Annotated in this window: 9 protein-coding genes; 7 read left to right on the top strand and 2 right to left on the bottom strand. The window is 61.2% G+C overall.

What is annotated here, in order from left to right; all coding sequences use genetic code 11:
- Positions 1-20 precede the first annotated feature (20 nt).
- Positions 21-1,373, top strand: a complete 1,353-nt coding sequence (locus BB347_RS07155; RefSeq protein WP_083687759.1) for an MFS transporter — start codon at positions 21-23, stop codon at positions 1,371-1,373.
- 93 nt (positions 1,374-1,466) lie between these two features.
- A complete protein-coding gene (locus tag BB347_RS07160) occupies positions 1,467-2,204 on the top strand; it encodes a 3-hydroxyacyl-CoA dehydrogenase family protein (RefSeq protein WP_076582305.1) in 738 nt (245 codons plus the stop codon).
- 71 nt (positions 2,205-2,275) lie between these two features.
- On the opposite strand, the gene BB347_RS07165 is transcribed toward BB347_RS07160, so the two are convergent.
- Positions 2,276-3,070: an enoyl-CoA hydratase/isomerase family protein gene (locus BB347_RS07165; protein WP_076582306.1), complete on the bottom strand. Its 795-nt coding sequence runs from the start codon at positions 3,068-3,070 to the stop codon at positions 2,276-2,278.
- 204 nt (positions 3,071-3,274) lie between these two features.
- Here BB347_RS07165 and BB347_RS07170 point away from each other — a divergent pair, with 204 nt between their 5' ends.
- Positions 3,275-4,252, top strand: coding sequence for an MBL fold metallo-hydrolase (locus tag BB347_RS07170; protein ID WP_236995989.1), 978 nt, complete (start codon positions 3,275-3,277; stop codon positions 4,250-4,252).
- Between the two features lie 43 nt (positions 4,253-4,295).
- A complete protein-coding gene (locus BB347_RS07175) occupies positions 4,296-5,453 on the top strand; it encodes a thiolase family protein (RefSeq protein ID WP_076582308.1) in 1,158 nt (385 codons plus the stop codon).
- A 454-nt stretch (positions 5,454-5,907) separates the two neighbouring features.
- Here BB347_RS07175 and BB347_RS07180 read toward each other — a convergent pair whose 3' ends face one another.
- On the bottom strand, positions 5,908-7,158 hold the full coding sequence (locus BB347_RS07180) for an acyl-CoA dehydrogenase family protein (RefSeq protein WP_076582310.1): 1,251 nt from the start codon (positions 7,156-7,158) through the stop codon (positions 5,908-5,910).
- Between the two features lie 186 nt (positions 7,159-7,344).
- On the opposite strand from BB347_RS07180, the gene BB347_RS07185 reads away from it, so the two are divergent.
- The 3 genes from BB347_RS07185 to BB347_RS07200 all read left to right on the top strand — a co-directional run bounded on the left by BB347_RS07185 (position 7,345) and on the right by BB347_RS07200 (position 12,567).
- On the top strand, positions 7,345-8,898 hold the full coding sequence (locus tag BB347_RS07185) for a class I adenylate-forming enzyme family protein (protein ID WP_076582311.1): 1,554 nt from the start codon (positions 7,345-7,347) through the stop codon (positions 8,896-8,898).
- A 1,322-nt stretch (positions 8,899-10,220) separates the two neighbouring features.
- A complete protein-coding gene (locus BB347_RS07195; protein WP_076582314.1) occupies positions 10,221-11,282 on the top strand; it encodes a zinc-dependent alcohol dehydrogenase family protein in 1,062 nt (353 codons plus the stop codon).
- A gap of 1,069 nt (positions 11,283-12,351) precedes the next feature.
- A complete protein-coding gene (locus BB347_RS07200) occupies positions 12,352-12,567 on the top strand; it encodes a hypothetical protein (protein WP_076582316.1) in 216 nt (71 codons plus the stop codon).
- The last annotated feature ends 12 nt before the right edge of the window (positions 12,568-12,579 follow it).

Below are 12,579 nucleotides of genomic sequence, written 5' to 3' on the forward strand. Positions count from 1 at the left end.
AACGGAGGCCCCGCGCTTCGATGAGTGACCGAGGGAAAGGGACGGAGTCCGCAGGTGGCGAAGCGCCAGATTCGGAGTCGGCGTCCGAGTCGGAGACGTACTCGAATCGCGAAATCCGAACGATCGCCCTCGCGGTCATCGGCGGCGTGTTCTTCGGCGGCGTCGCGACGGGTGTCGCCTATCCGACGCTCCCGTTGTTAGACGAGCACCTCCTCATCAGCGCCGTCATGTTGAGCATCATCCTCTCGGCGAATCGAATTGCGCGGCTATTCATGAATACGCCGGCGGGGTCGATCATCGACCGCTACGGGACGCGAAAGCCGATGATTTTCGGCCTCTACACGCAGGCACTGGCTCCGTTTGGTTACATCGCCGGCTTGTACACCCCGGCGTACGTATTGGGCACGCTTCCGATCATCGGCGAGGTGTCCGCACCCGGTATCGTCTTCGTGTTGGCCCGCCTCTTCTGGGGCGTCGGTAGCGCGTTCGTCTTCATCGGCGCGTTCGCAACCATCACGTACGTCACGACGACGCAGAACCGCGGCCAGTGGGTCGGCTACATGCGCGGATTCGACTCGCTTGGCTTTCCGGCCGGACTCATCGTCGGCGGCGTGCTAACGGACCTCGCGGGGATGGAAATCGCGTTCCTCGTCGGCGGAATCCTCGCGCTCATCGCCGGAACGATCGCGACGCTCGTCCTACCGGACGTTCACGCCGGGACCGACAGAGACTCGGCGAGAATCCGCGACATTCCGGGTATTCTCCGCGAGCGGCCAGCCGTTCTCGCGATCGGCTACGGTAACTTCACGATTCAGTTGCTCTGGGGCGGCATCGTCCTCGTCACGCTCGCGCGCTACGCCGAAGTCCACGGAATGCAGATCTCCGCACTCGAGGCCGCGGGCATCAGCGGCGTCGTCATGGCACTCGGCGTGGTCACGTCCGGCGTGACGACGTTGTTTACGGGCTGGGTCTCCGATCGAATGCGAGATCGATCGCTCCTGACGGTCCCCGCGTTCGTCGCCATGGCCGTCGGGTTCCTCGTCATCGCGTACTACCCCGTCCTCGAGTTGCTCCTCGTTGCCATCGTCCTGATCGGGTTTGGCATCGGAATGTCGGCACCCGCGTTACTCGCGATTCTGGGCGATCTGACGCCGGGGGACGAACTCGGACGGATGGGCGGCGTCTACAACGTAATGGGCGATATCGGGTTGAGTCTCGGGCCGCTCGTCGCGATTCCCGCCGTCGAAAGCTGGTTCGGCTACCAGTGGACGTACGTGCTCTGTGCACTGTTGGTCGTCAGTTGTCTCACCGTCGTCTCGATTCCGCTCCTTCGAGACCCGGCAGTCTCGACGACGACCGTGAACGCGGACTGAACATCGATCTCGAGCACCCGTCTGTTTTGGAGAAAGTCGCAAGCAAGCGGAGTGTTCACAAGAACTAAGTTCTCTCCTGTGAAGCGTGATACCATGTCCCGAGACACAGCCGCCGTCGTCGGCGGCGGAATCATGGGCGCAGGCATCGCACAGGTACTCGCACGAAACGGCTACGACGTTCGCGTCCGCGAGATCAACGAGGAACTGGCCGAGGAGGCCAGAGAGCGCGTCATTTCGGGAAACTACGGTCTCGACGACGCCGTTTCCGGCGGCTATCTCTCCGAGGAGGAAAAGGCAGAGACGCTCGAGCGAATCACGTTCACGACGGATCTCGCGGCAGCGACGGACGGCACCGACTTCGTCATCGAAGCCGTGACCGAGAACCTCGCGATCAAGGGTCAGGTCTTCCGTGATCTCGACGAGGTCACCGACGATCAGCCGCTGTACTCGAACACGAGCGGTTTCTCCGTGACCGCGATCGCGAACGCCGTCTCCGATCCCTCGCGCGTGGCCGTGACGCACTTTTTCAACCCGGTTCCGGTCATGGACATGGTCGAAATCGTACGCGCGCCCGAGACCGACGACGCGGTCGTCGAACGCGCGGAGGAACTGATCGACGAACTCGACAAGACGCGAGTGACTATCGACGACGCGCCCGGCACCTACGGCTTCATCGCGAACCGCTGTCACGCGGCGATGCGCGAGGAGGCTCAACAGATCGTCGACGAGGGAATCGCGACCGAAGACCAGGTCGACAAAGCACTCGAGGACGGCTACAACCTCCCCGTCGGCCCGTTCTCGCTGCGCGGGATCGGCGAGGAGTGGGACTGACCGAACACAAAAACTGCGAACCCGCGAACCCGCAAAATCGAGAAACCGAGAACCAACGAGACAGCGCGTTCTTACTTCCCTTCGAACTCGGCGTCGCGCTTTTCGGCGAACGCCGCGGCGCCTTCTGCGTGGTCTTCGGTCGTCAACAGCTCCGCGAAGACCTGACTGTCGTAGCGCAGGCCTTCGTTCAGGCCGGAGTGGACGGCCATGTGGGCGGACTTTTTGACGGCCTGCACGGCGAGGGGTGCCTGTCCGGCGAGTTCGGTGACGAACTCGTCGACGTCCTCGTCGAAGGAATCCGCGTCGTAGACGTGGTTGATGATTCCTTCGTCGGCGGCGCGTTCGGCCGAGATGTGGTTGCCGCGCATGGCCAGTTCCTTCGCGACCGCGGGGCCCGCCAGTTTCGTCACGTACTGGACGCCGCCCGCACCGGGGATGATCCCCAGGTCGACTTCCGGGAAGCCGAACGTACTCCCCTCGGCCGCCAGCCGGAAGTCACACGCGAGGGCCGTCTCGAGGCCGCCGCCGAGACAGTAGCCGTCGATCTTCGCGATGACGGGCGTCGGGAAGTCCCGGATGAAGTCGTAGTGCGTGCGCCCCGAGGAGCCGCCGGCCGACTCGTCCGAGAAACCGCCGATGTCCGCCCCGGCACAGAAGGCTTTCTCACCGGCCCCCTCGAGTACGACGGCTCGCAGGGCGACGCCGTCGGCGTCTTCGTTTGCGGTCTCGAGTTGCTGGAGTCCAGCGATGATGTCGTCTCGGAGCTGTCCGTTGAGGGCGTTGAGCGCGTCCGGACGGTTCATCGTGAGCGTGCCGATGCCAGTTTCGCTGTCGTACTCCACCAGGACTGTGTCGAGGTCGTCCATGGCTGACAGTCAGTATCGATCACCAAATAAGTACACGAATCGGGTATGCGAATCGCGTCTCTTCCCCGAATGTACTCGTTCGAGCCGACAGTTCGCGTAAGCCTTGCCGGTGAACAAACCATCACCCACACCGACCCCGAATGCGAGTACGTGTCATGGACGAATCGACCGGACGCGGACAGCGATCGGTCACGAGTTCATCGCTTGGAGTGCAGCGTCGAGTGGCCGCCCGGTCACGTCGCAGCGTATCTCCTCACCGGAGCCGAACCGATCCTCGTCGACGCCGGCATGGCGGGCGAGCAGGGTCGCGACGAGTTATTCGAAGGACTTCGATCCCACGGCGTCGATCCCGACGCTATCGATCACCTCCTGCTTACGCACCCACATACGGATCACGCCGGCCAGGTCCAGACCCTTCGCGAGCTTGGAACCCCGACGGTCCACGCGCCCGGACAGACCCGAGACCGGTTCGAACGCGACCTCGAGACCGTCGAGGCGGCGACCAGACGGAACCTCCGCGAAGCGGGAGTCGACGAACGGTACATCGAGAGTTCCCTCGAGCGACTGCTCGACGCCCATCGGTCTCACCGCGACTGTTTGCCACTCGAGGCGGTAGACAACTGGATCGAGGACGAAGCACCCGTAACGATCGGAGACAGAACGTTCGAGCCAATTTACACGCCCGGTCATCACGCGCCACACTACTGCTACGCAACGACGCTCGGCGAGGAACGCGTCGTCTTTGCGGGCGACATGGCCATCGAACCGTTCCGGGCGATCGCCCTCCACGTCAACTTCGACGACGGCGTTCGCGACGGGATTTCGGCCTACCTCGAGGCCCTCGAACGACTGGAGGGTCACTCGTTCGATCGCGTCTACCCCGGACACGGGCCGGTCCACGACCGATTCGACGCCGTCGTCGATCGTTCGATTTCCGACCTCGAGACCCAACTCGAAGACTGCCTCGAGGTCCTCGAACAGGCTGGCGACGCGCTCACCGCAACCGGGGTTGCACTCGAGCGGACGGATTCCGTCCGCGAACGAGCCCGGAAGATGCCCGAAATCGTCGGTTCGCTGGCCACACTCGAGCGCGAGGGCCGCGTTCGCTCGCGCCTCGAGGAGGGGGTTCGATACTACGAACGTGAATACGAACACGACGAATACGAAGACGAACACGTGTAACGCGAACAGAATTGCTATCAGTGTGGTCGTGTAATGGTGTGTCATGCACGACGCAGTTATCGTCGACGCAGTTCGAACGCCATTCGGAAAACGCGACGGCTCGTTTCGGGACACCCACCCGCAGGATCTAGCCGCCAAGCCACTCGAGGCCCTCGAGGAACGCAACGACTTCGAGCCAGAGACGATCGAAGACGTGATCTACGGCTGTGTCTCGCCGATCGACGAGCAGGGACTCAATATCGGCCGTCTCGCGCCGATGGTCGCCGGCTGGGGCGATATCGTTCCGGGTGTGCAACTCAATCGAATGTGTGGTTCGGGCCAGCAGGCGCTCAACTTCGCCGCGGCGAACGTCATGGCCGGCCAACACGACGTATTGATCGCCGGCGGCGTCGAGCACATGACCCGTGTCCCGATGGGGTCGGACGGCGGCGACGGGGCCGGCGTCACGGACACCTACTTCGAGCACTTCGACGAACTCACGCACCAGGGAGAGGGAGCCGAACGCATCGCCGAGAACTACGGCTTTTCGCGCGAGGAACTCGACGAGATCGCCGTCGACTCCCAGCGCCGCTGGGGCGAGGCGTGGGAGGAAGGGCGCTACGACGAGCAGGTCGTGCCCGTGGAAACGGAAGTTGACGGCGAGCCCGTCACCGTCGAACAGGACGAACATCCGCGTCCGGAAACCGACCTCGAGACGCTCTCGAACCTCCCGCTTTCCTTTCGCGAGGAGGGCAACGGTAGACACCACCCCGGCAACTCCTCGGGAATCGTCGACGGCTCCTCGGCGCTGCTCGTCGCCAGCGAGGAGACGGCCCGCGAGCATGGCTGGGAACCCATGGCTCGAATCGTCCAGACGGAAGTCGTCGGCGTCGACCCCGTGACGATGCTTACGGGTCCGATTCCGGCGACCGAGCAGGTCCTCGAGCAAGCCGACCTGGATATTTCGGACATCGACCTCTTCGAGGTCAACGAGGCCTTCGCCGCCGTCGTCGCCGCCTGGCTCGAGGAGACGGGCGCGTCCTGGGAGCAGGTCAACGTCAACGGCGGGGCCATCGCTCACGGCCACCCACTCGGGGCGACCGGCGCGATGCTCACCACGAAACTCGCCCACGAACTCGAGCGCACGGGACAAGACCGAGCGCTTTCGACCATGTGTATCGGCTTCGGGCAGGGAATCGCGACGATTCTCGAGCGAGTTTGAGCCGTCTTCGGGCGGGTCGCAGATCGCGACGGGGAAGGCCCGTTTTCTGACGGGAAACGCGCGCTCGTCGGGACGGGCTCCCTCGAGACGCCGCTTACGACTGTGTATGCTCTGAAACATCGCTTACGACTGTGTACAGTGGCAACGAGGAATTCCCACATCCTCCCCAGCCGATTCGCTCTCTCGCGTCGCTCGCTCGCTCATCCCTCGCACAGGTCGATCCGCGCTTCGCCGGTGGCTCACCGCGGATCAGCGCGCGCCACCACAGATTGTTCGGTCAGTCGAATGTCGGTCAAATCTCAGTTGGTCGAATGCGGTCGGTCAAATGTCGGTCGAACCTCAGTTGGTCGAATGTTGGTCAGTCGAATGTCGGTCGGTCGAATCGACAGACCGTTGCTCGACTCTCGAAGTCGGACGCCGACGACAAAAAACCGTCTTTCAGAGACCGCGTACGTTACTCGTCGAGGGCGTCGATTCGAAGGTCCTCGTCGAACTGGAGGGCGTTCTCCACTTCCGTTTCGTCGATGTCCTCGAAGGCCCAACGGGCGATCGAGCGGCGGTGAACTTCGTCGGCACCGTCGACGATTCGGAACGCGCGAACGTTCTCGTAGAAGTGTGCGATCGGGAGGTCCTTCCCGATACCGTTGCCACCACAACACTGGAGTGCGAGGTCGATGGTCTCGTTCGTGACGTTCGCGGTGAACATCTTCGCCATCGCGACCTCGATCCGAGCGTCGCTTCGGTCGAGTTCGCGGGCGGCGTGACGGACCATACAGCGAGCGGCGTGAAGTCGGGTTTCGGCGTCCGCGATTCGGTGGCGAAGCGCCTGCTTTTCCTCGAGTGTCGTGCCGAAGGCTTCGCGCTCTGCGAGGTACGCCTTCGCGACGTCGAGCGAGCGTTCGGCCATGCCGGAGTAGCGCATACAGTGGGTGAGTCGGCCGCCACCGAGTCGCATCTGTGCAATTTGGAAGCCCTCGTTCTCCTCGCCGAGGGTGTTTTCGACGGGAACGCGCACGTTGTCGAACTTCACTTCGGCGTGGCCACCTTTGCGCTCGGTGATGCCGTGACCGCCGAGGTGGGGCACGTTGCGGACGACTTCGACGCCGTCAGCCTCGGACGGCACGAGGATGATCGAGGTCCCCGAGTAGGGGTGTGCATCGAGGTCGGTGCGGACCATCGCCAGGTAGTAGTCCGCGTTGAGACCGTCGGACGTCCACCACTTGTGGCCGTTGATGACCCACTCGTCGCCGTCTTTGACGGCCGTGCTCTGGAGCATCTTCGGGTCCGAGCCACCACCCTGTTTCGGCTCGGTCATCGCGAACGCCGTCTGAATCTCTCCCTGGACGAGCGGTCGCAGGTACTCTTCTTTCTGTGCTTCCGTGCCGACCATCTCGAAGGTGTGCATGTTCCCTTCCTGTGGAGCGTTTGCACGGATGGCGAGCGCGCCGATGAGCGAGCGCCCGACCTGCTCGAACGACGGCAGCATATCCTGGAAGTCGAGACCCTGCCCGCCGTACTCTTCGGACACTTGGGGGGCGAACAGGTTCCGTTCTTTCGCCTGATCCCAGAAATCGTGAATCTCGTCCATCGTAATTTGCTCTCCCGTGGCGAGCGCTTCTCGCTCGCGAGGGAGGACGACTTCCTCCATGAAGTCCTCTACCCGCCCTGCAACCTCTTTCGCCTTCTCGGAGTCGTGGTACTCCATACCGGGATATGCACATACAACATTGTAAATGTACAACAAAGCGGTCAGATACAACGTTGTGAAATGAAGTCGCGATACTCGTCTAGTTCTGTTCCGTCGGGCGGTCCCGCGTACACAGCCACTGATTGTGAGAGAGGGGATATTGGCCGGGATACGTTTTAGTACCAGAGTGTGTTATATGAGAACATGGATCTCGACGATGTCCGCGAGACCGCGAGAGCGGGGAATGCAGCACGATTGCACGACGAAACGGCCCGTCTCCACGGCGATGCGACGGCCATCGAATACCACGGAACGACGCTGACTCACGACGAACTCCGCGAGGAAAGCGCCCGTTTTGCCGGCGGGTTGGCAGCACTCGGCGTCGACCCCGGCGACGTACTGCTCCAGTATTTGCCGAACTGCCCGGCGTACCTCATCGGTGCTCTGGGGGCGTTTAAAGCCGGGGTCGCGGTCTCCCCGGTCAATCCACAGTACCGCCGTCGGGAACTCACCTACCAACTCGAGGATACTGACGCTTCGGCCGTCCTGACTCACGCGGCGTTGCTCCCGTATCTGCAGGAGGCACTCGAGGGAATCGACTGGGATCCGGTGGTTATCGGCGTCGGCAGCACCGAGGAGGGCGTTCATATGTTTTCAGACGTTCGAGAGGAGGAGCTGTTCGTCGAACGCTCGGACGACGACCTAGCCCTGCTTCCGTACACGTCGGGAACGACGGGGAAGCCGAAAGGCGTCCGACTCACCCATCGGAACTTCCGCGCGCAGATGTTCTCGGTGCTCTCCCAGACGGGCGAACTCGAGGACGAGGACGTTCGGAGTCTCGTCTGGTTGCCGTTGTATCACATCACGGGATTTACGCACACGGCGTGGCAGCCGCTGTTACGCGGCGGCAGCGTCTTCCTCCGGAGTGCAGCCAATTGGGACGGCGACGCGGCCATGGAACTGATCGAAGAGGAAGGGATCACCCACTACGTCGGCGTCACCGCGATGTACGTCGACATGGTCAACAGCGAGAACTTCGGCGAGTACGACCTGACGAGCCTCGAATCGGCAGGCGAGGGCGGCGCGAAGATGTCCGTCGCGATCCAAGAGGAGTTCGAAGCCGTCGCCGGCGTCGAAATGGGTGAAGGCTACGGCCTCACCGAAACCCACGGGGCGACCCACTCGCAGGCGAGTTCCACGTTCGGCCTTCGCCACGGAACGATCGGGCAACCGACGCGCCAGACCGACTGCAAGATCGTCGACAGCGCCGGTGAGGAGGTCCCACCCGGTGAGGAAGGAGAACTCATCGTCCGCGGCCCGCAGGTGATGGACAGCTATCACAACCTGCCCGACGCAACCGACGCGGCGTTTACCGAAAACGGCTACTTCCGGACCGGCGATATCGCCCGCAGAGACGCGAAAAACTACTACGAGATCGTCGACCGGAAGAAACACATGATCAACTCCGCGGGCTACAACATCTACCCCAGCGAACTCGAGGAGTTGCTGTCGGAACACGAGGCCATCGCCGAGGGGGCCGTCGTCGGGATTCCCGACGAGCGACGCAACGAGGTGCCGAAGGCGTTCGTCGTGCTCGCACCCGACGTCGAAGCAGGCGTCGACGTCACCGAAGAGGCGATCAAAGACTACTTCCTCGAGCGAGTCGCCGCGTACAAACACCCGCGAGCGGTCGAGTTCATCGACGAACTTCCCCGAACGACCAGCGGGAAGATCCAGAAGTACAAACTCGAGGAGTGAGCCGTTCGAAGGGACCGAACAGTCTCGCTGAATCTACTGGGTCGAACGACACCGCTGTCTGGACCGTCTCATCGATTGTGGCAAGTATCCCTTTACAGAATTCGGTTCAACAGTTGAACGAGTATCCGCCAGTGCGTTCACTCAGGCGGAACGCCAGTGTCAATCGAGTCACTGAACCACTACGGTCGATTTCAACCGTGTGCGTCGTACACACCTGAACTCTCTAGACGAACCGTTCGTCCGGTAGCGATCATTCGACCCGTGGCCGTGTCCCCTGTTCGGTCGTTTCGATGGTACACGACGGAGGCCCCCAAACGTGTTCACCACAGCAAACCGAGTGAATTCGAACCGAGACACGTCATATTCCGTTGTCGATCCGGTTTCGATCGATATCTCACGAAAGAGACGTGTTCAATCGGACAGAACAACACCGATAGTAGTTAGCAGTCGAGAAGGTGATGGAAAACATCATCACACGATTACGTGTGTAATGTTTGGGGACAAGTGCTGGAAGACGCACTACAGGCGTTAGCGAGTCCCGGCGTCGCATCTCGTTTGCGGTGGCGCTGAGTCCCAAAGCAGGGAAGTGACCGAACCAGTTTCCCGTCAGTTTCGAGAGAGTAATAGTTTAACAGAGCCAATGTATTGTCATTACTGTCAAATATTAGGTGCTTCTACCAATTCGACGTACACGCGTGTCGACTCGAGTTCCGATACCGATGAGTTAGTAGCTATCGGCCACCAGTTCGCCGGACGACTCGAGGAGTGGAGTGCCGGGTGCCATCCATTCGAACCAGTCGTCGAAGCGGTCAGTTGCTACCGACGGACCGTCCGCTTTTGGAAGAAGAGATGGGGTTGGACTATCGATCGACCGAAACCCGATTCGCTGAAAGAAAACGCTTGATCCGGGACAGATAGGCGTATACAAGTGCCGCGTATCGTTCTCGAGTCGGTTCAAACTCGAGCATGGTGTCTCGCGTTCGATTCGACTGTGGCTCTCAGATCAACTGTCGTAGTGACTGCAAGTCAGTGCACAGCTACTCGGCAGCCGCGTTGGTCTGGAGCGTGTAAATCGATGTAACCGATCGGAGACGGGCTGGCGCTTGACTCCGAATACCGACGGACGCTCGTCCACCTGACGTACCGGATATCCTCAATATATGTCGGATATAAGAGTACTATGTGAAAGAGGTAGCTTTTGGAAAGTAGGGGAGGTCCATTGTGTAAACGATCGCGCAAAATGCCGGTGTGCGTTCGTTCGTCACGACCAACTAGATCCGTATGTCACATACTTTTGTATTGCCACGTAAAATGATGAACGTATGCGAGCCGCCGTAATCGACGAGCATGGGGAACCACTCGAGATCGACGACGTCGACTATCCGGAGCCGCGATCGGATCAGGTCATCGTCGAGACGAAAGCGTGTGGAGTCTGTCGCAGTGATTGGCACGCCTGGCAAGGCGACTGGAGCTGGATCGGGGCTGGCGTCCCCGAAGGACAAATTCTCGGCCACGAACCGGCCGGCGTCGTCTCTGCCGTCGGCGAAGACGTCGAAACGCTCGAGGAGGGTGATCGAGTCGCCGTGCCGTTCCACCTGGGCGATGGCACTTGTACACACTGTCGAGAAGGTCGGGCGAACAACTGTGAAACGGTCTTGCCACTCGGCCTCTCTGAGTACGCACAGGGTGCATTCGCGGAGGCCTTCCCGGTTCGGGAAGCCGATTACAACTGCGTCAAACTCCCCGATTCCGTCGGGTTCACGGAGATGGCCGGCCTCGGTTGCCGGTTCATGACTGCCTACCACGCGCTGGCCGACCGCGCGAACATCCGTCCCGGCGACTGGGTCGCCGTCCACGGCTGTGGTGGCGTCGGCCTCTCGGCGATTCACATCGCACAGGCGCTGGGCGCACACCCGATCGCGATCGACGTCCTCGACTCCAAACTCGAGCGTGCCGAGGAACTGGGTGCCGTCGAGACAATAAACGGCGCGGACGTCGACAGCGCCCCCCAGGAGGTAAAGCGCATCACCGACGGCGGCGCAGACGTCTCCCTCGACGCGCTCGGAATCGCCGAGACCTGCCAGAACTCGGTCAACAGCCTCGCCACCCGCGGCGATCACGTCCAGGTCGGACTGACGACCGGCGAAGAACAGGGGCAGATCGATCTCCCCGTCGACGTGATGACGATGCAAGAAATCGATTTCCACGGCTCCTTCGGCATGCCCCTGGTTCGCTACGAGGAATTGTTCAACCTCATCGCACAGGGAACGCTCGAGCCGAGTAAGATCATTGGCGAGACGCTTTCACTCGAGGAACTGCCGGAGACGCTGGGTTCGATGGACGACTACGAGACGGTCGGCATTCCCGTCGTCACCGAGTTCTGAGTAGCGCTGTTCGCCTTCCGAACCCGATTTCGACTTTTTGTCGGATCACTCGACGGAATGCACAGCCGTCTCGGGTGGTGTACGTCGTGACTACGTTCGAACTGTCGGAGAGAACGCTCGCTCGAGTCGCGTATCGGTACCCTGGTAGCTCAAAACCCGGGCGGGGACGGGAGCCCGCCCTGGCGTGAGAGACATGAGCTAACTCGAAGCGGGGGCGAGTCCACTTCCGAGCGATCCGGGTACGAGTGCAACCCATTTGGCTGGTCAACACGTCGCAGACTGGTGGAGCGTGTACCCGACGGGGCCTTGCATCCCCGCAGCACCACCGATGGGTGTGTTACCCATTGTTATGCAGCTACTTGTCCACGAGTAGTTGAGACAATCCACTGACAGGAGAACACTAGCACGAGCCAACGGCCGAATTCGGTGACGGAAACGCTGACGTGTCCCATCATGTCTCGAGTGCGCACCGGCCACGACATCGCTGGCACGACGATATCCGAATTCGACTCCGGTCACGGTTGAGAGGGTCTCCTCGGCGGAAATTGTAGGGCCGACCCCGTGATGGAGTCCATTGGAGTGACCCCTCGGTGTCCGTCGGTGGGATGGAAAGACCGTCGATTTGTGCGCGTTCGAACGGTTGAACGTCGGTTTCGCCTCCCTCACTCGTTCTTGTTGGCTCAATTCCCATCGTCTCCCAAGAAATTCACGCGAGTTCGAAAGCAATGGGCTAGCTGTCGAATCCAGTCGAACGTCGACTCAGTACGGGTTCAAATCGTCGCGGTGCCTGGTTCACCCGTCCGGGAAACGGATCGCTATCGCTCGGTAACGACCCTCTGACGACTGCGTGTGGGATCACTCGAGGTCGATTGTCCGACGAGCAATCCGAGCCGTTCGGGCGAGTAGGCGGTGGTTACGAGGGGGCATGTGACATCTTGACAAATGCTTTCGAACGATGACCGGGTTGTAGCCCACGTTCGGGTAGAACAGTTGGTAAGAACTCCATAGGCGGTCGTGGCTTTCCGTTACAAGCCGGATAACTACAACTGGTCACAGCTATCGGTCGAGTATGATCACCTGCAGTAACTGCGAGACCGCCCAATTCCTGCAGATCACGCAGAGCCGCGTCTACTTCGAGGACGGCGAGATGATCAACGAAATCTCCGAAACCTACGAGTGTACGCTCTGTGGGTCGACAGGCCAGTACATCTACGACGAAGACCACGACGAGGAAACCGTTACCGGCGACGTCGAATTGACGACCGAACGACCGAAGTTCGCCTGACGGTCACCGCCC

It is taken from the genome of Natronorubrum daqingense, from assembly GCF_001971705.1.
Lineage (GTDB): Archaea > Halobacteriota > Halobacteria > Halobacteriales > Natrialbaceae > Natronorubrum > Natronorubrum daqingense.